The sequence below is a fragment of the Bartonella sp. P12B genome (assembly GCF_055796185.1).
Window position 1 is genome coordinate 15135 of sequence record NZ_JBTTDI010000005.1, and the last position, 23316, is coordinate 38450.

Here is a 23316-nt window from a genome sequence, read left to right on the forward strand (position 1 = left end):
ATATATTGATTAACATTCTATTTGATTTTGGAACTTTATGTTTTATGTATGTTTTTAATACTTTTTCTGATTTACTTTATATAATTATTTATTTAATTATATTTATATCTTTATTTGAATTTTATTATGAATCTAGGGATTCTGTAAAAAAAGATATTAAAAAAAGGTCATTCCTAGAAATTAAAAAAAGATCCTTTATAATGATAAGTTCATTTTTTATATTTTTCTTTTTCTTATTTTCTTTATTTAATTTTTATATAACTTAGTATTTTTAATGTAATTTATTATGATTGATATTATGTTTAATATTACAAATGCATTGCTTGCGACAAATATTTTTATTGTTTTAAGTATATTCTTTTATAAAGTAAAATTTCCTACTTGGCGGCAGGCTATAAAATTAGGAATTAATATAACTATTGTATATTTTTTGATATATTTTGGACTTTATTATATAATAAAATAGTATAATTATTTATTAATAAACTTATTTTTAATTTTATATTATCTAAAATTTAAACTAATATTATAACTTACTTAAAGTAATAATATTATTTGTAAATTTTTTAAATTGTTATTGTGATGGATATTGTTTATGTGGGGTGATTTTAGCAGCTTTATTGTAAATATGCTTTTTTCGATACTAAGCGTAACTACGATTTTATTTTATTTATATTTTTACTTGAGGTATAAAGGTTATAGTAAAAAAAAGCTACGAATGATAGCGATTTTATTTTTGGTAATTTTTTTCACATTATTTTTTATAGTATCTTATATTTTTAACGTTTTTAAATTGCGCTAAATTATTTAATTCTGAATAAATTTAAAATGTTAAAATATATTATATATATAAATTTAATTGATATAAGAAGTTTTATCGCAATTTTTATATTTTATTATATAATAAGTTTTTATAGAGTGTGCTTATCTTTGTATTTTGCTGAAGCTGTAAAGCGTAAAGTAAAGTCGACAGCCTCTCTTTCAATCAACAGATCTAATCTTTTCATTTGATATGAGAAATAAATCGATAGCCATGTAAATATTGTTGCTTATCGGTGATAAAACAAACATAATTGATAGGATAGTGGTGATAAAAGACTGCAAGAATTTTTGTCTGTAATTCGTATCTTCTGACCAATATCTTTTAAAAAATAATAAAAGAGAGGAAAGTAGTTGGGAGGAGATGTTAAAAATTTATAATGAAATCTTCGCTTATTGCTACCGCTTTTATATTTTACAATGCATTCTTTGCATGGGGAACATTCTAGGGTTTCATTGAAAAATTCAGAGATCGCCTTTATTTTAAGTTGTTATTGAATAGCTGTATTGATGGATAATAAAAGCGTCTGAAATAACAAAATATTATAACAATGTTCTCGTTTAATAGAGAAAGCATTGATTGCTTACAGATCAAATAATCTACGCATAGCAACGTTACTTAAATTTTTTCTTCAAAGGCTGTTATGTGAATTGATTTGCAATGTTTTATATTTTTTTTAAGCTAAAAAACTTACGTGTTGATTTCAATATCTATAGACTTTGGCTAACTCAAAATTAATGCCAATTTAAAATATGCGGTATCACAAGCTACCACAATCTTAGGATTATTCTAGATTTCCTCTATGAACTGGAAAAGTGTCATGCTTAGAATTACAAATATTTGCGAAAAAATGCTTTTAGCATGAGTTGTTGCGTTTCTTTCTGGTTTACAATTTTTTTTATCATTTTATCTTAGTGAAAAGGTAAAGTGTCTTATTTTTTAGCTTAAAGGGTGGAATTATACGAATGTCAAAAAAAGTTATGATCGTGGAAGATAATGAACTGAATATGAAGTTATTCCGTGATCTTGTAGAGGCGAGTGGCTATGAAACAGTTGAAACGCGCAATGGTCTTATGGCATTAGATTTGGCTCGTTCATCAAGGCCTTCCCTTATTCTTGTGGATATCCAATTACCGGAGGTATCAGGGATTGATGTTATTAAACAATTAAAAGCAGATGAGGAACTGAGATCTATTCCTGTTATTGCTGTAACCGCTTTTGCTATGAAAGGGGATGAAGAACGAATTCGTGCAAGTGGATGTGAAGAATATATGTCAAAGCCCATTTCCGTTCCTCATTTTATTTCAATGGTAAAGCACTTCTTAGACTGAAACTTTGTAAATGATGATGAAAAAAAGGAACTGAAAAGCTCTTGATATAACTAAAGTTATATTGCAAAGGTCTTTTTGAACAACTGTACGGATATAGCTGAATGAACAAAGTATAGCTTCTAAAAATTGAAATGAAAAATACGATGCTTTTTAGAACAATTTCTTCTTAGTTCTTCGCTAAAAAAATTGTTGTTTTATATTTGTATTTTCTCCTGATAGATAGAGATTGATCGTTCTGTTCTCTTAAAAACCTGCTTTAGTAAACGCAAAAAGCCCCGTTTTGACGGAGCTCTAAAGAGTGCGTAAAAATTGGAATTAGCGCTTTGAGAATTGGAAAGAACGACGTGCTTTCGCTTTACCATATTTTTTACGTTCAACGACACGGCTATCACGGGTGAGAAAGCCGCCCTTTTTCAAGATTGTGCGAAGTTCTGGTTCGTAATAGGTTAGTGCTTTGGAAATACCATGGCGCACAGCACCAGCTTGTCCAGAAAGACCACCACCTGCAACAGTTGCAACAATATCAAATTGCGTATCTCTGTTTGTCGCAACGATTGGTTGACGAAGAATCATTCTTAAAACAGGACGAGCGAAATATTTGTCGAATTCTTTATTGTTAATGGTAATTTTTCCAGAGCCTGGTTTGATCCACACACGAGCAACGGCATCTTTACGTTTTCCTGTCGCATAGGCACGGCCCTGTGAATCGAGCTTCTGCACATGAACAGGAGCAGCATTTTCAGGTGCTTGCGCAATATTTGTTACAACGCTAAGCTCAGAAAGAGAATTAATTTCAGCCATAATCAAGCAATCCTTTTGTTTTTGCGGTTTAAAGCACCAACGTCAAGAGATTCGGGCTGTTGTGCTGCGTGCGGGTGTTGGCTCCCAGCATAAACACGTAGATTCTTCAATTGACGACGACCAAGGGGGCCACGAGGAATCATGCGCTCTACAGCTTTTTCAACAACGCGCTCAGGAAAACGACCTTCAAGAATTTGACGCGCTGTACGCTCCTTGATTCCACCAATATAACCGGTATGCCAATAATATTTTTTGTCTGTATATTTCTTGCCGGTGAGAGATATTTTATTTGCATTGATCACAATAACATTGTCACCATCATCGACATGTGGCGTAAATGTGGCTTTATGTTTGCCCCGTAAACGGTTAGCAACGAATGTGGCAAGACGACCTAAAACAAGGTTCTCTGCGTCAATAATAACCCATTTTTTCACCACTTCAGTTGGCTTTTGTGAAAAAGTTGCCATAGAAGTATCCTTTGTTGAGACCCTTTATGAGGGCATTTTTGTTGCTTTACTTTGTTGTTTTGCGTTGAAAATTGTTATCATAGCGAGATATTTAACGCATATTATCTGCTCTGATATAATGTCTTTTGAATGACGTCAAGAGAAAATAAAAACTTGTAAAACAGTATCTTATAATTGAGGTATTATAATACCACTCTCTATGAGGTGCTTATGTATCTTTTATGCTAAAATTGATGCTGCGAAAGAGTATTTTGTCTCTAAAACCCTAATTGTCTTTCATTGGTTTTCATTGTAAGAATAAAGAGTGATGCAGCAGTCTCGTTATTTTCTCAATGTTGAATCTTCTTCTTGTGGTCAAGCATGGTTAGATGCTCTTGATATCCACGGGATCAATAATGCTCGTGCTATTTCTCAAAAATTTGGTTTTCCAGATGCGTTAGCGCGTGTTCTTTCGGCACGAGATGTGGACGAATTTGAAGCCGTTGCTTTTATCAATCCAACATTGCGCACGCTCATGCCTGATCCAGAAAGTTTTGCAGATATGCAATGTGCGGCAGAGCGCATCGTTAACGCTATTGTGAAAAAAGAAAAGGTTGCGGTTTTTGGCGATTATGATGTTGATGGTGCTTGTTCATCAGCACTTGTAGCACGGTTTCTGCGTTATTTTGGTGTAGAAGTAACAATTTATATTCCTGATCGTATTGTGGAAGGATATGGCCCTAATGAACAAGCGATGAGGATGCTCGCGCAAGAAGGTGCCCGTTTAATTATTACAGTTGATTGTGGCGCTAACAGTCCAGAAGCGGTGAAAGCAGCAAGGCTTGCTGGTGCCGATGTCGTGATTTTAGATCATCATCAAATGTCTGAGGTTCATCAAGAAGCTGTTGCCCTTGTTAATCCTAATCGCCCTGATGATTGTTCTGGACAAGGCCATTTGTGCGCTGCTGGCGTTGTCTTTGTCACGTTAGCATGGGTTAATCATTTGTTAAAAAAAAAGAAGCTGAAAGAAGATCTTCCTGATCTTCTCAGTGTGCTTGATCTTGTTGCATTGGCAACTATCTGTGACGTGGTGCCTTTACAGGGTGTTAACCGTGCTTTTGTGGTTAAAGGACTCCAAGTTGCACGTTCGATGTATAATCACGGCATAGTGGCTTTAACAAAGGTTGCACGCATAGGGGAGCCGATTAATAGTTTTCATTTGGGATTTTTGTTAGGTCCTAGAATTAATGCGGGAGGGCGTATCGGTGACCAAGCTTTGGGAGCACGTTTGCTTAGCTGTGAGGATAAAGGTGAAGCTGAGAAAATAGCAGAACAATTGGATCAGCTTAATCAAGAACGCCAAGAAATGGAGAGTTTTCAATTAGCACAAGCAGAATCTTATATTGATGCTCTTTATCAAAATCAGGATATTCCTCTGTCACTTGTGATTGCCCATCAAGAATGGCATCCAGGTATTATTGGTATTCTTGCATCCCGCTTAAAAGAGCGTTTTTTTTGTCCTGTTTTTGCAATTGCTTTGAAAGAAGATGGAAGTGGCGTGGGATCAGGACGCTCAATAAGTGGTATTGATTTAGGAGCACTTGTCCGTGAAGCCGTTACCTTGAATTTATTAGAAAAGGGTGGGGGGCATAGTATGGCGGCAGGGATTACAATTCAAGCAACAAAAATTGAAACTTTTCGAAAATGGCTGGAAGAGAAAGTTTCTTTAATGGTATCACAGTTGCGTGCTAAAAAGTCTCTTAAGGTAGATGGTTGCCTTTCTGCTTCTGGTGTCAATAAAGAGCTTTTTGAGATGATCGAAAAAGCCGGGCCATTTGGTTCAGGGAATACGACACCTGTTTTCGTTCTGCCCTCTCACAGGTTAATCAATTTGAGTGAGGTGGGGAAGGGGCATCTTCGCCTCGTTGTTTCTAATGTTGAGGGAAAGAAACTACAAGGAATTGCTTTTCGTGCTGTAGGAACACCACTTGGTCATTTTCTTGCTGAAAATATTGGTGAAATGATCCATTTGGCTGGTAATCTCAGTTTGAATTATTGGAATGGAATGATTAATCCACAAATGCGCGTGATTGATGCCGCCGCGGTGGTTTAAAAGGGTCTTTTTTGAAAATTAAATGTCTAGATTGGAAGCAAAAGTAGAATTTTCTTGTATGAAACGAAACCGTGCTTCCGGTTTTGTCCCCATGAGACTTTCTACTGTATCTTTAGTTTCTTGCATTTCCATTGCATCAATAGAAACGCGGAGCAATGTACGCTTTTGAGGATGCATAGTGGTTTCTTTCAGTTGTTCAGCGCGCATCTCGCCAAGACCTTTAAAACGGCCAATTTCGATTTTAGCTTTTCCAGTAAATTGCGTCTTGAGCAATTCATCTTTATGGGTATCATCACGGGCATAGGCAACTTTTCCCCCTTGTGATATTCGGTACAGGGGAGGTACAGCAAGGTATAAATGTCCTTGATGAATAAGATCGGGCATCTCTTGAAAGAAGAAGGTAATGAGCAGTGAGGCAATGTGAGCACCATCAACATCTGCATCGGTCATAATGATGATACGTTCATATCTGAGATCTTTTTCGCGGTATTTAGAGCGTGTTCCGCATCCAAGAGCTAGGATAAGATCACTAATTGTTTGGCTTGAGTTCATTTTCTCATGTGCAGCACTGGCTACATTTAAGATTTTGCCACGAAGAGGTAAAATTGCTTGGTTTGCTCTGTTGCGCGCTTGTTTAGCAGAACCACCAGCGGAATCTCCTTCAACAATGAATAATTCGGCACCAGCAGCACAGTTTTGGCTGCAATCTGCGAGTTTGCCCGGCAGACGTAATTTACGGACAGCAGTTTTTCGAGTTATTTCTCTGTCTTGGCGTCGTTTAACGCGTTCTTCAGCACGTTCAATAACCCAATCAAGAAGTTTTGTTGATTCTTGAGGAGAATTAGTCAGCCAATGATCAAAAGGATCGCGTATTGCATTTTCAACGATACGCTGGGCTTCAATTGTCGCTAAGCGGTCTTTGGTTTGTCCAACAAATTCAGGATTTCTGATGAAGATTGAAAGTATTGCTGCTGTTGAAATCATGATATCATCAGATGTAATGATAGAAGCGCGTTTATTTCCTATCAACTCAGCATAGGATTTCAATCCGCGTAAAAGAGCCATCCTTAGTCCTGTTTCGTGTGTTCCTCCTTCTGCGGTAGGAATGGTATTACAGTAAGACTGTACACTGGCATCACCACCATGCCAAGCGATGGCCCATTCAACGGAGCCATGATCATTACAGTGTTTTGTTCTTCCAGAAAAAATTTCTGATGTTACGCGATATTCATCTTTTAATGATGAGACTAAATAGTCTTTAAGTCCGTCGGGGAAGTGAAAAACAGCTTTTTCAGGAATATTTTTTGTCCCCTCAAGGAGGGCGGGATCGCAATTCCAGCGAATTTTTACGCCACCAAAAAGATAGGCTTTAGAGCGTGTCATCTTATAAATTTTTTCTGGATCAAAAGCTGCTTTTTCACCAAAAATTTTACTATCAGGATGAAAGCGAACGCGCGTACCACGACGATTATAAACATCACCCAAATCTTCCAATTCAGATTGTGGAATACCACGTGAGAAGCGTTGTCGATAAAGTTTTCGTTCTCGTGCTACTTCAACTTCCATATCATCAGAAAGAGCATTAACGACAGAAATTCCTACTCCATGGAGGCCACCTGCGGTTTGATAAGCTTTTCCATCAAATTTCCCACCGGAATGAAGTTGCGTCATAATGACTTCAAGAGTAGACTTATTCGGCATTTGAGGATGATTTTCGACAGGAATACCGCGTCCATTATCTGTAACTGTTAAATAACCGTTTTTGTCTAAGAGGACATCAATTAAGTCTGCATAACCGGCAACGGCCTCATCCATGGCATTATCAATAATTTCAGCAAACAAATGATGCAAGGCTTTGCTATCTGTTCCACCAATATACATTCCAGGGCGTAAACGTACAGGTTCCAAGCCTTCAAGAACGCGAATAGAAGAGGCATCATAATTACCTTCTTGCTTATCTTTCGTACTTTTTTTCGAAGTTATCGCTTCTGAGTTGATTGGAGATTGCAGTTTTTTTTCTTTTATATTTACCCGAGACTGAACATTGTTTAAAATACTGAAAAGATCCTTGCTATTATCGCTCATGGCGTTTGATTATCCACCTCATAAATAAAAATCTCACTAGAATAAATTTTATGCCTGTTTTTTATTTAAAAATCAATGCAGTTAGGAAACATCAATTGTTGGACCAAAAATTTCTTCAAAAACTTGTTTTAGGGCAATATCAATATCACGCATTGTTATAGGGAAACCTAGATCAAGAAAGCTGGTTACACCATGGTTTGTGATCCCACAGGGAACAATTCCTGAATAATGCGCTAAATTAGGATTAACATTGATAGAAACGCCATGAAAGCTTACCCATTTTCGCACTCGAATGCCAATAGCAGCGATTTTATCTTCCGAAGAGACATTTGACGAGGAACTCGACCTTTTAATCCAGACCCCAACGCGATCTTCACGACGTTCACCTCTTATATTAAATTTCGCAAGGACTTGTATAATCCATTCTTCTAAGGCACTAATAAAGGCGCGGATGTCTTGTTTTCTACGTTTAAGATCAAGCATAATATAAGCAATACGTTGTCCTGGACCATGATAAGTAAATTCACCACCTCGTCCAGCTTCATAAACAGGAAATAAATTAGGTGTTAAAAGATCCTTTTTATTGGCACTGGTCCCAGCTGTATAAAGGGAAGGATGTTCAAGAAGCCAAACTTGCTCACGCGCATTTTTTGTAAAAATGTTTTCTACACGCTCTTGCATGTAACATAGGGCTTCAGGATATTCGACCAAGTTATGACTTATTTTCCATTCAACTGGTGGATTTCCAGGAAGTGCTTTGAAGTGATGCGGTAAGTGGTTACGATCAATCTGTTTGAATTCATACATGAGCAATATTTACATTGGTGTCCAAGTTCGTCGTGTAATCAGTAAAAGAATTACAGAGTAAAATATAGATTTTTTTATTAAAATGAAGATAATACAGTCATAAATTTTATTTATGAGAAAATTCACTTCATTGAAAAATCTACACGCGCTCTACCATCTTCCTGTAGCACCGCCACCACCAGAGGATCCACCACCACCGCTGAAGCCTCCTCCTCCTGGTGGACCACCAAATCCTCCAGGAGGATATCTACCGCCGGATCTTAAGTTAAGAAACCAAGGTGTGAAGATGATACCCATCCAGAGATATTTTTGTGGGCCTACTTTTTTCCCAAAAACCATGGCAAGAATAGGCAAACCAAATACGATAAAAAGAATGAAAAGCATAATTGTATTTGCTATCATTTGTTCTTTTTCAGCTTGTTTACGTTGCGCTTCAACAATTTTAGCCTTTTCTCTCATTCTAAAAGAAAATTCAGAATCACTTTCTGTAAGAACGTTGATTATTGCATGAACTGCTTCAATAACACCTTTTTGATAATTTCCTTCACGAAAATTGGGAAGAACAAAGCTATTAATGATCACTGAAGAAAGAGCGTCTGTTAGCACGCCTTCTAAACCATATCCCACTTCAATACGTGCTTCGCGCTCATTCGGTGCAATGACAAACAATACACCGTTATTGAGTTGTTTTTGCCCTAATCTCCATGTGCGAAAAAGAGCATTGCTATATGTTTCTATATCGTTTCCTGAAAGGGTAGGGAGAGTGACAATAACAATTTGGTCTCCAGTCTTCTCTTCGAGCTTCGTGAGCTTTTCTGTTAAATTTTGCTCAGTTGTCTTATCAAGCAAATGAGCGACATCGTTAACATAGCCCGTTAAGGGAGGAAATTTGGTTTGCGCGTAAGTGATATTGCTCAATGCAACGACCAACCATAGAGCGCTCAAAAAAGCCCATAGATATGGAAGAATACTGCGTTGCAGAGAATATCGAAACGATTTCATTAATTAAAATTGACCTTTGGTACTTGTTGGCTATTGGTGTCAATCGTAAAAGTTGGCATAGGTTTAGCATCACGAAACCATAGTTTTGCCCAAATCATCGTTGGCATTGTTTTGAGAGCAGTGTTGTAGACACGTACAGTTTCGATATAATCACGGCGTGCAACAGAAATCCGATTTTCAGTTCCTTCTAATTGTGATTGTAGAGCAAGAAAGTTCTGATTTGCTTTAAGATCAGGATAGTTTTCAACAACAGCCATAAGCCGTGAAAGTGCGCTTGATAAATTGGCTTGATTGTTGAGATATTGCTTCATTATTTCTGGGTTGTTCAACATATCGGCATTAATGTTTACTTGCGTTGCTTTGGCACGTGCTTCAATAACATTTGTAAAAACAGCTTGTTCATGCGCTGCATAAGCTTTGACAGTCTCCACGAGATTTGGAATGAGATCTGCACGACGCTGGTATTGATTCAGCACTTCGCTCCATGCCGCATGTGCTTTTTCTTCATTTGTTGGTATCGTATTAAATCCGCAGCCACTTAAAAATGGTAAAAGTGCTAAGAAAATAATGATTGAAAAGTATCTTAACATTTTAAACATGGGGTAAGGAAGCATCATTGAAGTCATTTGTCCATTTAGCATAAAAATATCTCCACAGCTGTTTTATTATCATATAGGATCTCGCTTGTCAGTGGAAAGTCTTTTGAACTTCATAAATATATATTTTGTAAAGAAATTTATATTTCTATAAGTTTTAATTTTTTTGTGTATTTTAGTGAAGAGCTTATATTACAATAATAATACTGTAAGACAAACTTATACAATATTAATATTAGTTCTTATCGCTGCTGCTTATCCTTTTCTACCTTTTGGTTCAGATATCGTTTGTTTTTCAAGCGAATAATTGAAAAAACATGTTTGAAAAATTTACAGGGCTCTGGAGATAAAAATAGAGATAAATCTTCCTCTCATTCATTGTTATAACGAGGTGTATTTTATACACTGTATTTTATGAATGAGAAGAACCGCACGGAGTTTATTTCAAGATATAAACCTTTATTCGTAATTATGTTTATACAGACCATCAGTTTTACTGTGAATTTACATTCGCGCTATAAATGCAATGGAGTACAGATGAAGTCTTTTCTTTTAGTTGCGCCAAAGTGGAAGAGGGATACGCTGAACCTCAGAGCAATTTTCTGATCTCATACGTTATTTTTACTTAGCTCTATTGCATGGAAGAGGTGGTGATGAGGGACTAGATCGGGTTAACGCAAGTCTTTTATGTCCTTGAAAGTAGATTCTTTGATGATGGAGGAGGGAGTGGAAATTACGATTATTAATCTCTTGTATTCTAATCTTTTTTTGAAAACTCAATTATTTATAGAAAGCCGTTACGCTGATCTATCGTTATGATCAGTCAAAACGGTGACATTACAAAATTTACACGAGAACCACCAAACAAGGAAAAACAGTTAAGAGGGAATGAAAGTAGCAGTGCTAGCGTATCTGTCGACAAACAGATGGAAGATTTGTTCTGTCTTCAGAAGGGGGAATTGGGGAAAATTCCGGTATTATGGAGAAGTTGCACAAAGTCCAAAAATTCAATCTAAACTGCATTAAAAATTTATAGGTAAAGGCATTTTACTTTAATTGTATATCAAATCCTATTTTAAGAATTCTAATTTTTCCTTAGTAAGTGGAACAGTTTTTTCCGATTTTTCCACGCTTTCATTTTCTCAAACATTCGATCTTCTACAATTTTTGGGTAAGTTTGTTCTGCTACGGTGATATAGTCTTGTTGAGTGAGACGTCTTTGTATTTTTGAGGGATAAGTTAAGTGTAGGCCATCTTCGGAAAAACTCATATTTGCGATGAAATTTCCACCAAATTGCACCTCAATGATAGCTGCAGCTGTCTGCTTATGCTCAATTTCATACGCACCATAAATGCTATGGTATTCAAATGGACGTGTAGAAACAGCTTTGCTTATTTTATAAAATGCATCATAAAATGGATAGCTATCACAGTTATCCCCACCCGAGTACAGAGCAGCTAATCCTTGTATAAATCCGTAAAAGATATGAGGCATAAAGATAAATTGAAATTAGAAATTTTGTACCGCACTTGTGCGTTTGATGAGCAAATTACCATAAAAGATGGTATTTGTTATTCCTCTGTTGAGCGTATTATTGACAATAAATTCAATGCGGCTTTTAATGGCAAAAATACTCGTGCAAATGGGCGTGATTTATATGATTTACACTTTTTGCTAAACTTTCTCCAAACAGTTTTGCGCTTGAATTAGCTGAAAGGTTAAACAGATTTTCACAAGACCCTGATAAGCTGGCTACGGCTTATGTCGCTAATATTGAAGCTGATCCATTGTTAAATAAAATTATGGATATTGAACAAGTTTCTCTTGCATTAAATGATATGGTGAGATTTTATTAAAATCTTCTTTAAGTCAATATGAAAAAAGACAGCTAGATACCGCATTAAACTATATGTCGAATAGAAATGATGATTTGTTTAGTGCAGTGATTAATTCACTAGAAAAAGCTGAGAATAAACAGAACGATGTTTGGAACATATTTATATGTTCAAGCCTTAGTTAATACCATCCTTCTGAGAAGACGGTGGTATTTAGTTTTAAAAATTAAGCTATTTTATCTATTAACTGCTTATTTAAATCTCGCTCCTTATCATCAGTTTTTACTGTCATAATAAACAAACATTGTCCATTGCTTAACTTTTCCCATTGGTTTGCAATTAAACATTTTTCTTTACTGTCATCATTGGTTTTATAAGGCTCGCTTTTGTATTCCATCACGAAAATGCATCCATCATTCAGTTCAGCAATAAAATCAGGATAGAAGTTATCTTTGGCTAAGGGCAAGAAAAAAAACCGTTTGACTGGGTTTCGTACCCAATATTTAATCTGTTTTAAGCTGTCTAAAGTCCTCGCACACTCAAATTCTTCGCCGCTGGCTTTTAAGGCTTTTATTTGGGCAAAATAATATTTTTAAATTGATAGCGTCCCTCGTAATAGGGGGGATTAGGCGTGTATTTTGTTAGATCAAACGGATATTGATGGTTTGCATTGAAGCAGACCTCAACATTATTATTATCTGAAAACAAACGTTGTTGATCGCAAGTGGTTAATGCTTGTTGGCGATAGCGATTAATTAAATGTTCGATTTCTTTTGCTAGCACAAATTGTTTTTTATCAATTGTGTGAGTGTGGTATTTGGTTTGGCAAGCAGATTGCTGATAATTTGATGCAAAAATTTTAGCGTAATTTTTTGTTTCATATCAGGGACACCAACCTGTTTAGCTAGCCAGTGAACTAGATCGTTTTCGCTTAACTCCAACCATTCATTAGAAAAAGAAAGTTGATATTTCCCTAAACGTCTGGCAAGTCGGTTGTTTTCCACATCAATCTCAAAGGTTGGACTATCCGTTTCTAAATTAAGGTTTTCCAAATTTGCAGAATAGTCTAATAAATTCCACCCATAATGGGCTAATAATTCATCGGGATCGGCTAATGTCAATTCCCCCTGAATATTGACGCATAGTTGCGCAATGGCTTTAAATTGTTCGCTTTTTTTCGCAGATGAAGCGAGTTGGGTAGCTTTGGCATTATGAAATTTAATTTGATTAATGATTTTTTCTTTTGCTTGACCTGTTGTGGTTTTGGTTAAGGTCTTTTCCAAGTTTTCACTGATATTGCCTGTAATTTGTAACACAAAAGTACCGTTTTCTTGTGTCCTTTTAACTTGTGATTTTTCATCATCGTTTAATGTTGTTAAATCAGGCATTTTAGACAAGCTAAATACCATTGTAGGTAGCTTTTGAAATAATGGAAAATCTGCTTCATCACTCTCAAAATAATGTTGTTTGGGTGTACGCAACATTTCTGTCATTTCTAACGATTCAACGCCCATCGTAATAAGTTTTTCTTCCATTTCTTGAACGGTTTTGCCAAATTTTGACGATGAAAGATGAGCGTAAGCATGGTTTAAACCCTCTATTTGTCGGCGTTTGGCATAAGGCATATGCAATACGCGTCCTAAAAGTTGTTCCGCTTCGAAGCTGGACGACACATTTTATACCGAGCAAAACACATACGCAAAAGGGCAATCCCAACCTTCTTTTAAGGCTTCAACGGTAATCACATAATTAATCGGACAGCTGCGATCAAATAAATTAATCTGATCGAGTTTATTTTGATTGCCTGTTGCAATGGCAATTTCCGCTTCATTAATTTTTAAATTTTCAATTAAATAGGCTTTTAATTTTTCAACGATCACTTCGCCGCTTTTATTTTCTGCCTGAAATAGTGCAATCGGGTGTTCATAATCTTGTTCATATTGGGCTTAGTGTGCCAATTCATTGCGATTGGCAACTGTACTATTAATCGCCTCTTGCCATGTTTTATGCTCATTTAACACATTGGCAGAAACATGGTATAGCACATTACTCCCTGTTTTTTTATCTGTATTCGGCGTTGCGGTAAATTCCAAATGGCGGCAGGTAATAGATTTGCCAATACATCAAAGGTTAAATCTGTGCGCGCATTGTGTGCTTCATCCACAATAATTAAGGGCTGAAAGGTTTTCAATAAATTGGCAAATGAACATTTCACCTTGCCTAATTGCTTATTTTGCAGACCATTTTGTTTTAAATCTGTTTGTTCGACTTTATCCAGCATTGCGTGGAACGTATTTGGCAACCGTTCAAAATGTGGTGTAAGTTTTTCATTAAACGCATAAATTTTTCGTCCTGCTTCATCTGGTTTATCAACACGAAAATTTTGAATGGTTGAAACCACCACAATCGCTTTTGAACCTAAATCTTGCGGACGAATTAGAGTGAAATCCTCTGATTCAATGACTCTTACTTCTCGATTAAAGGCTTCCTCTAAGGATTTTCGATATGGATGCTGCGGATTTTTAAGAGCTTTTGCGGTTTGTTTTTTAATGGTTTTGGTTGGGACAAGCCATAAAGTGATGGAGTATTCCTGTTCTAAAAACTGCTTAGCGATGTACGAAATGCTATATGCCGCTAATAAGGTTTTACCACCGCCAGTCGGAATACGCACGCACATAAGGAATATGTTTTAATGCCAGTTCTCACTTGGGATTTTTAAGGTATTAAAGGTTGAAATAATTGAAATGCTTTTTGTGCACCAACGTTAAGGCTTTCTGCAAAATAATCGCTTACACTGTTTAATGCTTCATGTTGATATTTTTTCAGTTTCATTGCTGGCTCTTTAAATATCATAAGGGATTTGTTTAAATGTGATTTTATATTCATTTAACGCCGTTTCTGTTAAACGACAGGCTTCTCCATAAATCACGATTTCCATTTGTTGGTTTACAAAATTAGAAAAGAGTGGGAGGTCTTCAAAAAGTTTTTTTGTTAAAACATTGCCGCTATTGGGATGTTTGTCGTCCAAAACACCGTTATAAAGTAAGTAATAAGCTTTTTGATTGTACACACCGAGAAACGGTGATTTTTCATTGATTTTTTGCAAAGGAATACAATTTTCTAAATACCAAATATGTGCAGCTAATTCATTAAATTGAATAGCAGGATTGATCGAACCAAACTCATCAAAGACGGTTTCGCCCAATTCGCAAAAACGAAATGCACCGCTCCCCTGCCAATTAACCGCTTTAGAAATACCACCTTGTTCACCATCAATTACTTTCTTCAAGCGTGGTACAACGTGTGTTTTAGCCTGCTCTCCCATTTCAATACCGATATAACGGCGATTCATTTTATGGGCAACTGCGATGGTCGTTCCCGAGCCGAGAAAACTGTCTAAGACGAGATCGTTTTCGTTGGTGGCAACTTCTAGGACAAATTGAACCAATTTTTCAGGTTTAGGATAATCAAAAGAATCTTCTGATTTTTTTTCACTAAATAATATTAAATGTTCATTTGCTGAATCCTCATTCGTTGCCATATCATAATGACTTCGACTAATTAAATTATGAATTTTTTTCCTTTCGACATTTCTTTCAAATACTCGTCTTGGGCGAAAATCTAAACTTTTAATAATATAATAATCACCATTTTCAAATTGTTCATTGAGTGACTTTTGGCTATATCTCCATTCTCCCTCAATGGTTACTTCATTTTTATTCCACTGATTTTCAATAATTAAATTGCTAATCAATTTCACTGTACTTGTTTTCTTGGCAAAAGTTGCTGGTTGATAAATACCATCAGAATGTTTTAAAAATTTTAAAGTATGAGGAGGAAAAACTAACTTAGCACGAGTATTTCCAGCATTGTATAATGGATAAGTTTCATTCCCTGAAGTTTCTTTAAAAGTTAATTCTTCAAGTTTCATTTTATTTTTTGCATAGCAAAATAAATTATCGGTAACTTTAGCAATTTTTCCTAAATAGGAGGGTTTCCTCTTTTTCTCCCAAATTAAATTAGATATAAAATTCTGCCGTCCAAAAATCTCATCCATGATCACTTTAAAATAATGGCTTTCATTGTCATCAAGCGTTACCCAAATTGAGCCTTCTTCTGCCAATAGTTTATGTAATAATTCAAGTCGTGGATACATCATTGATAACCAAAGACTATGCTCTAAGTTATCATCATAGTGGGTAAAGGCATTTTTTGTATTGTAGGGAGGATCGATGAAAATACATTTGACTTGCCCTGCATAAAAGGGCAAAAGAGATTTCAAGGCATCTAGATTATCGCCTTGAATAATAAGGTTATGCTTGATGGGATCAGAAAGTCCAAGAGGATCTGTTGTCTGCTGTCCACTTTCGGTAAAATTGTATGAAAATTCAGGTACTTCACGCAATAGACGGTAAGGTGTTTGTTTCACTTTTTTAACTGCTTTATCTTTGCCATACCAATGTAATATTGTCATATAAATACTTTAATGAAAAAATAGTTAGTTCGTTAATTTTCTTGAAATTTCTTTAAATGAAATCGAAAATGCATCTTTCAAATTTATGGGCATAGAACGATAGTCTGCAATCAAATTTTCTTCTTGACTAGACATATCACTTTCTTGTGTAATGGCTTGGAACATTGCTCCATTACCTGTTAATAACCAAGTAATGCTGATACCGAGAGCATTGTGGATTTTAACTAACCCTTCTACATTTGGATTACACCCTTCATTGAGATAATTCATTGTTGAACGATAGGAGATACCAGTTATATCAGAAAATTCTTTGATACTCATATTTTTTGTTTCTAAGATTTGTTTTAACCTATTAGGTATGGACATTGTTTCACATTCCTATTGATGCATTGTCAATGATTGTGATATATTATGCATAATCTATATGAATAGTTTTTCATTTTAATATAAATTAAATTCAACCGCAAAGAATATATAACTCAACACTTCCTCCTTAATCCGAAAGCGAAAACGCTTTCAACGCTTCAGATAGTACGCCTATCTGATGAGTAAGCGCTCGATTTGCCTTGTGAAATGCGTTGAGGAAGGAAAGAGAATGTCATTTGTCTGAAATGTGGTCTACAACATCAGGCTTATTTTATTTCTAGCCGTAAATAATGGAGACGCAAATATTGCAATCATACCTTTTCGGTTACGTCAGGCGCAATTTTTGCTAATCGCAAGGCATCTATTCAAACCTCCCTGTATGTATTAGCTCGATTTGTTAATGCAGTTAAAGGTGTTTTCTTCTTAAAGATCTCTCGTGATGCCAAAATAAACTATTGCACTGCTTTTGTTTTAATTCATAAATTGTGTAAGGTATTACTTGAAAAGTGTACTATTCAATCCTTATCAGGTAAAATTGATATGGACGGTACATACGTTTACCCTGCACCTTGCAAAGCAAATAAGAGAACTGACTATTTAGACTATCGTTTAAAGAAAAATCACCCCCCTAATAAACGTTGTGTAATTGCTGTTCGTGAGCATTTTTCTGCTGATGAAAAGGCAGAAAGTGATTTAAATCGTGGAGCTTAAGCGCTTTCACGTTTTTATTGCCTACACAGAAAGCCAATTCTTTGTTAAGAATTTTGCAAACAAATTTATTCAGCGTAACAACCGTATCACTACCGATAAAAGTTATGCTTATGGTATTCTATTAGACGATTATGATTTACGCACTGTAAACTATAAAGACGAATATTGTAGTGATTTTGGTGTAACCAACAATCAAGCAGAAAGTTTCTTTAGCCGTTTTAAACATATGGACTATGGAAATGTTCACAAAATAAATAACACCTATCTACTCAATTATAGCAACGAAATAGCTTATTGAGAAGATAATCGCTGAAAATCAAACGGCTGGCAATTCAACGATATTCTCTTGGTAAAGGCTTAGCCAATACCAAGCAAAATGATGAATAGTGTGGTTCTTGGCAGCGTAAAATTATTCATCAAGAAATGGTATGCCAATAATGGCTTATCAATTCGACCGCAAAATAAAAAAACTTGAATTTGAACGGAAACAAATGGTGCATCATCTCGTCTTGCTTGATACCAATATTGATAGACTCAAGAAAGCGATAGCTTTAATGCAAAGTGAAAATGATGTGAGTTTATATAACACGGAAAACTTTATTTTCCGCCGCAAATTTAGGCTATTTAAAGGCAAAATTCGTAAGTACATTCTACAAAATATTGCGTAATGAACCAATAAAAGTTTTATTATCGTTAAACTAACGCAACGTATTTTTATAATTGAAAAAAATGTCGATACACCACCATTAGAAAAGCACTTTGATTCTGTTCGTAAGCACCTCAACGTCTTTTATCAACAAAGGCTAATCACTCGCACACAAATCAATTGTCAGAAAGTTTATTGGCCATGGAACGCAAAATAATACTATTTATTATTAACCGAAAATAATAATTCATAATTTCTTGAGTTGTCTTAACTTTACTCTAATCTCTTGGTATTCTTTGCTATCCAATTCATGAAATTAGCATTGTTCGTTAAAAGCAACTGTTTTTGCCGTTATTTCAGCAACTGAAATCGGATTATTCCTATTTTCCTGTAAAATTTGAGCAAGTAATTCAGAAAGCGGACGAGTAAAAATTCGTTTTCGTGGAGTAGATTTAGATTGTAATTTAGCTAAAAGCTGTTGAATGTTTTGCGACATAACGTAAGCTTAGTGTGTTAATTTACCTTGCTTAGTTTGCAACACTAATAATGTTTCAATAATTTCAGTTTTCAGCGCTAATTTCTCCTATAACAAAAAGTCCTCGTTATTATAAATTTAACGAGGATTTTAGGGCAATTTAGTTATAGTAGCTTTGTGTAAGTGCTCCATAATACTGTAAAAATCAATGAGGACCAAATTTGTGATAAATTACAATTGCGATTGGACTTCAAAGGATATTCTTTGAAGAAAAGAGACATGCAAGAAGCAATCATAGAGAAGAAAAGAGAGAAGGTATAAAGAGAGTTCCCCTTCGGCTCCTCTTTCGAATGTCTGTTAATACCCTAGTCAAATGAGGGTTTTTCAATTATATCTGTCAGCAATTGCAGGGAGGGCAATACTCATGAGACAAGGTATTCAACCACACCGTGAAAAGTTTGATGGATTGGCTGATGATTATGATCGCTATCGTCCGCGCTATCCTCTCATCTTATTTAAAACCATGCTCCTTCCTTTTAAGGATAAAAAGCATTTGTCCATCGTGGATGTCGGAGCTGGAACAGGGATTGCTTTAGAGGGGATTACCAAGATTTTGGGGCATGACCACCACTATCATGCTATCGATATATCGATAGATATGATTAAGCAGGGGCAAAGAAAGTTTTCTGCCGTGCAGTGGTATCAGGGGCAAGCCGAAAATCTATTGCCCAAAATCGGCGATATTGATCTTATCGTTGCAGCACAAGCATTTCAGTGGATGGATCGTCCTAAGTTGCTTTACGCCGTCTCAAATCAACTTCGCGCTGGTGGTGTCATGGCGGTCATTCAAAATAATCGCGATTTTAAGCAGAGCAAATTTCTAGCTGCTTATGAGACGTTGTTGGAGGAAATGAACCCTAACTATTCTCGTTATTATCGTGATTTTGATTTTTTACAGGAAATGAGCAATGGCTTTGGGGTAAATCCAGAAAAGATTGCTTTACATACCCACAATTGGACGATGAGGATGCCATCTGAAGTCTTTATTGGAATGAGCCGTTCTTCAACTCAAGTGCAACGCGCCATTGCTAACCACGGGGAAGAATATTTGCGAAAATTGGTTGCGTTGATAAAGCAACATGAAGTGCGGGGAGGTTTGGAGCTTTTATATCGAAGTGAACTCTACATCTCAGCAAGATAATCTCTATGGTTGTCATTCGATATTAATGTTATATTCATATGGGACATAGATGATTATCTCAAGACTTTAAATCTTTAAATGGTAGCTAAAGAAGTTAACTCGAAATCTTTTCAAAAAATATTTTAAAAGAGGTCTTTATTCCTAATTCATGGAAGATGAGAAACTGAAATTTTCTGCTAGATCAAAATAAATATTACTTCTTAATAGAATTTTTTAGGCTTACACGATTGGGTTAAATCTTCCGCATATTTTGATTGATCATGCTGAATGTATTTGAGATACGGTTGAGAAATGTGTTGTGTCGATGGCGTTTTTACCTTCTGTAGAGATTGAGAAAAAATCTGTCTTTATTTGAAATAGAAAAAATCTGATTGGACTCTCTTAATTTAGATAAAAGAACATAAAATACGCTTAAAAAGTGAAGCTTATACTTGTCATGAGAGTTTTACACTAAAGCTTTTTGATCTATTAAGTTATGAAATTGTTTACATGTTTATTAGCATTTTAAATGGTTTTCCGCAAATTGATTTAGAAAAGATTAGCAAAAAATTTGCGCTTTAATAGACGCATGTTGTATATATTCTTTCCTTGTATTGTTTGTGCATCTATCTCTCTAAAAAATAAGAATAAACAAAGTGTTATTTATAGAAGAGGACATTTTTTATTATTTGTATGGTGTCTCCTTATCAAATGCTTGTATTAGGTTCTATTATCTGATAGTTTTCTTCTTGAGAGAGTGTTTTTGCTGCGTATGAGTTACCGTTTTTAGGGGAAGGATATCTTTGGCTCAGAAGGTTTTTCCTACCACCTTTGTTCGCTAAATCTCTAAATTTGGAGTTGAAGGCAAGAATTACGGTGAGGTATTCTTTAGAGTCTTTTTGTGGTAGTTGTAAAGCAGTGATGAACCTCAAAATTGAAAACGGTTTATAGTCAATCATGTTTTTTGCGGGGGGTATGATAAATTTTGTTTTTACCAATAGAAATACGTTTTACTGTTTATTCTTTTATTGGTGGTGATTTCTTTGAAAAGATAAAGCTTAGAAGAATTGGTCTTTTGTACTGCAATTTTATTTCTGTTGACTTGTTTAGTATTTTATAAAAAAGAAGTTACATTTTTAAATTAAATTTCAAAGAATTAAGCAGTTTTTATGGAATATAAAGTTCTAGCAAAGATGTTTTTTTAGTTTTTTATTTGTTGTGTTTAGTCTTGATGGCAGTAAGGATGGGGATGGGCATTTTGAAACTGAGTGTTTGAGATGATACGGTTATTTTTAAGATTTGCGTATTATTATTTTTAGTATAGTTTAAAGGAATGGAATAGTGAAATTATGGATCTGTGTGCGATGTCTTTTCACAAGGCTTATAGTTTCGATACGAGAATAAGATGTCGTTTATTGTGGTGGGCAAGCGAACTATTGTGGTGCAGATAGGATATTGGCTGTCGAAAGATATTTTGCGTGTTTGCTCTGCTTTAATGGGGATTGAGCGAGTGAATTTAAAAGTGAAAGACTCTGTAGAGATGGTCAGGTGTTTATTCAAGCTTTGTTGTTATAAATTTGCTGTGTCAGTTTAGAATAATTATTAGAATATTTGATATGATAAACTTTAAAAGGAAAAGTCTATGAATATAAAGAGAAAAATACTGAAAAGCAGCACTTCTTTTGTTTCTGCTGTTGTTGCACTGGGGATGTTTGTACAACATGTTTCTGCAAAAACACCCGCTGATACGCTTGTAATGGCTTGGAATATCGATGCAATAAGTACATTTGATCCCGCAAAAATCAATGACGTTTATGGAAATGAAGTCGTTCTTAATGTTTGTGATAATTTGGTTAGTACGGCTACAGATGATCCAGCTAAATCAGTTCCTGCTTTGGCAACCCATTGGGATGTTTCAGGTGATGATAAGAGTACGGTGATTACTTTTCATTTGCGTGAAGGATTAAAGTTTAACGATGGTAGGCTCGCTCATGCCAGTGATATTGTTTGGGGGATGAAACGAATTGTTAAATTAAAAATGGCTAGAGCGTCGCTCTTTAATGACTATGGTATTACAGAACAAAACATGGATGATGCTCTTCAAGCACCGGACGACAAAACGGTGGTGATGAAATTTGATAAACCTTATCCAGCAGAGCTCATTCTTAACAATATTGTTGCGAGTCACGCCACTGCTTTGCTTGATCGTAAAACAATTATGAAACACGAAAAAAATGGTGATATGGGAAACCAATATTTAGCCAATCATGCTGCGTGTGTTGGTCCCTATCAGATAAGAAGTTGGCGTCCTGGGGAAGCTCTTTTGTTGCGTGCAACTCCTAATTATTGGGGGAAAGCACCTAAATTGAAGAAGATTTTAATTCGCCATGTTGCAGAGCCTGGAACGCAACGTTTATTGTTGCAAAAACATGATATTGATGTTGCACGGAATTTGACGCCTGTCGATCTCGCAGATCTCCAAGCAAAAACCGATATTAAGGTTGAAACAGTGTTGGAGCCCTCCATGATGTATTGGGGCTTCAATATGACAAATCCGATTTTTTCCAGTGAAAAAGTGCGTTTGGCAATGCGTTATCTTATCGATTATGAAGAACTTGGAAAGACTCTTCTTAAAGGTGTTGGTATTCCCCGTGCAAGCTTTATTCCTCTTGGTAATCTTGGCGCTTTGGATGAAAAAGAAGGACAACCCTTTAAACTTGATCTTCAAAAAGCCAAGCAGCTTTTAACGGAGGCAGGGTATCCAAATGGTTTTGAGGTCAATTTTCTAGTAGGGACATCTCCTTATGCTTTGTCAATTGCTCAGTCCATCCAAGACAATGCAAAAAAGGTGGGAGTGAATCTTAAAATTGAACGTTTGGCAGGGACACAGTTGTTTTCAAAGCTTTATGCACGTGCTTTTGATACGATTTTTGTCGGATGGAATAATGACTCTGCAGATCCCCATGCGATGGCTGCATACATTGTTTACAATCCTGATAATCGATTGGAGGCTAAAAAAACAGCCTATCCGAGTTGGCAGCACGGATTTTTTGATGCAGAGATGAATAAAAAGGTTGATACAGCATTGTTTCAAAAAGATCCACAGAAACGGATAGAGATATATGGCGATTTGCAGCGTGAACTTATGCAAAAAGGCCCCTATGCTTTTATCTTTCAGAAATATGGTGTTGTCGCTATGACACCTAATGTTAAAAAATGGGTTTGGAATAGTGCACCACGTATTTTTTATAGCGCAATTGAAAAATAAACACGTATTAAGTGTTCTGAAATACAAAAAGAACGTGATTATAAAGTAAATGATGAAAATATTCCCCCTGCGAAGTTTTTTAAGCTTAAGGTGTAAAATTGCAGGGGGCTTCTTGTTCAATATATGATTATATTATTAAGATCATTTTATGGGGGAAAGTGATATTGATAAGTATAAACGGTAGTCTTTTAAGTATAGGTGATAATCTTTCTTAAGGTATCATTGATTGTAGTACAGATGGTATGCAATTTTATTAGAGTCTGATGCTTGAAAGATAATTTTATGGATGTCAATCAGTGAAGGTGATCGTGTTGCGTTGTGTTGTTTAAGAAATGAAATAGCAAAATCAGAAGTATTTT

General features: G+C 35.6%; 22 protein-coding genes. 7 read left to right on the plus strand and 15 right to left on the minus strand.

Features of this window, described 5'->3' with window-relative positions:
- Positions 1 to 1785 precede the first annotated feature (1785 nt).
- Positions 1786 to 2151, plus strand: a complete 366-nt coding sequence (locus tag AC0QT1_RS04665) for a response regulator (protein ID WP_473200385.1) — start codon at positions 1786 to 1788, stop codon at positions 2149 to 2151.
- 315 nt (positions 2152 to 2466) lie between these two features.
- Here AC0QT1_RS04665 and rpsI read toward each other — a convergent pair whose 3' ends face one another.
- Both rpsI and rplM read right to left on the minus strand, forming a co-directional pair.
- Positions 2467 to 2952, minus strand: a complete 486-nt coding sequence (rpsI, locus tag AC0QT1_RS04670) for a 30S ribosomal protein S9 (RefSeq protein ID WP_473201742.1) — start codon at positions 2950 to 2952, stop codon at positions 2467 to 2469.
- Between the two features lie 2 nt (positions 2953 to 2954).
- Positions 2955 to 3419, minus strand: a complete 465-nt coding sequence (gene rplM, locus AC0QT1_RS04675; protein ID WP_473201743.1) for a 50S ribosomal protein L13 — start codon at positions 3417 to 3419, stop codon at positions 2955 to 2957.
- A gap of 307 nt (positions 3420 to 3726) precedes the next feature.
- On the opposite strand from rplM, the gene recJ reads away from it, so the two are divergent.
- Entirely contained in the window at positions 3727 to 5511 is a 1785-nt protein-coding gene (gene recJ, locus AC0QT1_RS04680) for a single-stranded-DNA-specific exonuclease RecJ (RefSeq protein WP_473201744.1), read from the plus strand.
- An 18-nt stretch (positions 5512 to 5529) separates the two neighbouring features.
- Here recJ and parE read toward each other — a convergent pair whose 3' ends face one another.
- The 5 genes from parE to AC0QT1_RS04705 form a co-directional block, all read right to left on the minus strand.
- Positions 5530 to 7596 (minus strand): DNA topoisomerase IV subunit B, encoded by a 2067-nt coding sequence (gene parE, locus AC0QT1_RS04685; RefSeq protein WP_473201745.1) that lies wholly within the window; start codon positions 7594 to 7596, stop codon positions 5530 to 5532.
- An 81-nt stretch (positions 7597 to 7677) separates the two neighbouring features.
- Positions 7678 to 8403, minus strand: a complete 726-nt coding sequence (gene lipB, locus AC0QT1_RS04690; RefSeq protein ID WP_473200380.1) for a lipoyl(octanoyl) transferase LipB — start codon at positions 8401 to 8403, stop codon at positions 7678 to 7680.
- 150 nt (positions 8404 to 8553) lie between these two features.
- Entirely contained in the window at positions 8554 to 9405 is an 852-nt protein-coding gene (locus AC0QT1_RS04695) for a TPM domain-containing protein (protein ID WP_473200379.1), read from the minus strand.
- Positions 9405 to 10046 (minus strand): LemA family protein, encoded by a 642-nt coding sequence (locus AC0QT1_RS04700; RefSeq protein ID WP_473200378.1) that lies wholly within the window; start codon positions 10044 to 10046, stop codon positions 9405 to 9407. Before AC0QT1_RS04700 ends, AC0QT1_RS04695 begins: the two co-directional genes overlap by 1 nt.
- Before the next feature lie 1039 nt (positions 10047 to 11085).
- The gene (locus AC0QT1_RS04705) at positions 11086 to 11496 is read right to left on the minus strand and encodes a hypothetical protein (RefSeq protein WP_473201746.1); all 411 of its coding nucleotides are present in this window, start codon (positions 11494 to 11496) and stop codon (positions 11086 to 11088) included.
- Positions 11497 to 11505: 9 nt separating this feature from the next.
- Between AC0QT1_RS04705 and AC0QT1_RS04710 the strand changes: the two genes are divergently transcribed.
- Positions 11506 to 11712, plus strand: a complete 207-nt coding sequence (locus tag AC0QT1_RS04710) for a nucleotidyl transferase AbiEii/AbiGii toxin family protein (RefSeq protein WP_473200376.1) — start codon at positions 11506 to 11508, stop codon at positions 11710 to 11712.
- A gap of 351 nt (positions 11713 to 12063) precedes the next feature.
- Here the strand turns inward: AC0QT1_RS04710 and AC0QT1_RS04715 are convergent, their stop codons facing one another.
- From AC0QT1_RS04715 to AC0QT1_RS04745, 7 genes are all read right to left on the minus strand, one after another.
- Positions 12064 to 12303, minus strand: coding sequence for a hypothetical protein (locus tag AC0QT1_RS04715; RefSeq protein WP_473200375.1), 240 nt, complete (start codon positions 12301 to 12303; stop codon positions 12064 to 12066).
- Between the two features lie 104 nt (positions 12304 to 12407).
- On the minus strand, positions 12408 to 12620 hold the full coding sequence (locus AC0QT1_RS04720) for a hypothetical protein (protein ID WP_473200374.1): 213 nt from the start codon (positions 12618 to 12620) through the stop codon (positions 12408 to 12410).
- The gene (locus AC0QT1_RS04725) at positions 12614 to 13462 is read right to left on the minus strand and encodes a hypothetical protein (protein WP_473201747.1); all 849 of its coding nucleotides are present in this window, start codon (positions 13460 to 13462) and stop codon (positions 12614 to 12616) included. The genes AC0QT1_RS04720 and AC0QT1_RS04725 overlap by 7 nt, the downstream gene beginning before the upstream one ends.
- A 51-nt stretch (positions 13463 to 13513) precedes the next feature.
- Complete coding sequence (locus tag AC0QT1_RS04730; RefSeq protein WP_473201748.1) at positions 13514 to 13717, minus strand: P-loop NTPase family protein; 204 nt, start codon at positions 13715 to 13717, stop codon at positions 13514 to 13516.
- 134 nt (positions 13718 to 13851) lie between these two features.
- Complete coding sequence (locus AC0QT1_RS04735; RefSeq protein WP_473200371.1) at positions 13852 to 14514, minus strand: DEAD/DEAH box helicase family protein; 663 nt, start codon at positions 14512 to 14514, stop codon at positions 13852 to 13854.
- Positions 14515 to 14679: 165 nt separating this feature from the next.
- Positions 14680 to 16311: a site-specific DNA-methyltransferase gene (locus tag AC0QT1_RS04740; protein WP_473201749.1), complete on the minus strand. Its 1632-nt coding sequence runs from the start codon at positions 16309 to 16311 to the stop codon at positions 14680 to 14682.
- A 24-nt stretch (positions 16312 to 16335) separates the two neighbouring features.
- Positions 16336 to 16677 (minus strand): helix-turn-helix domain-containing protein, encoded by a 342-nt coding sequence (locus tag AC0QT1_RS04745; protein WP_473201750.1) that lies wholly within the window; start codon positions 16675 to 16677, stop codon positions 16336 to 16338.
- Between the two features lie 540 nt (positions 16678 to 17217).
- Between AC0QT1_RS04745 and AC0QT1_RS04750 the strand changes: the two genes are divergently transcribed.
- Together AC0QT1_RS04750 and AC0QT1_RS04755 are read left to right on the plus strand one after the other, a co-directional pair.
- A complete protein-coding gene (locus AC0QT1_RS04750; RefSeq protein ID WP_473200368.1) occupies positions 17218 to 17388 on the plus strand; it encodes a hypothetical protein in 171 nt (56 codons plus the stop codon).
- The gene (locus tag AC0QT1_RS04755) at positions 17378 to 17686 is read left to right on the plus strand and encodes a transposase (protein WP_473200367.1); all 309 of its coding nucleotides are present in this window, start codon (positions 17378 to 17380) and stop codon (positions 17684 to 17686) included. Before AC0QT1_RS04750 ends, AC0QT1_RS04755 begins: the two co-directional genes overlap by 11 nt.
- A gap of 664 nt (positions 17687 to 18350) precedes the next feature.
- On the opposite strand, the gene AC0QT1_RS04760 is transcribed toward AC0QT1_RS04755, so the two are convergent.
- Positions 18351 to 18530 (minus strand): hypothetical protein, encoded by a 180-nt coding sequence (locus AC0QT1_RS04760; RefSeq protein ID WP_473201751.1) that lies wholly within the window; start codon positions 18528 to 18530, stop codon positions 18351 to 18353.
- Between the two features lie 403 nt (positions 18531 to 18933).
- Here AC0QT1_RS04760 and AC0QT1_RS04765 point away from each other — a divergent pair, with 403 nt between their 5' ends.
- Both AC0QT1_RS04765 and AC0QT1_RS04770 read left to right on the plus strand, forming a co-directional pair.
- Positions 18934 to 19710 (plus strand): class I SAM-dependent methyltransferase, encoded by a 777-nt coding sequence (locus AC0QT1_RS04765; RefSeq protein ID WP_473201752.1) that lies wholly within the window; start codon positions 18934 to 18936, stop codon positions 19708 to 19710.
- A 1621-nt stretch (positions 19711 to 21331) separates the two neighbouring features.
- Positions 21332 to 22957, plus strand: coding sequence for an ABC transporter substrate-binding protein (locus tag AC0QT1_RS04770; protein WP_473201753.1), 1626 nt, complete (start codon positions 21332 to 21334; stop codon positions 22955 to 22957).
- The last annotated feature ends 359 nt before the right edge of the window (positions 22958 to 23316 follow it).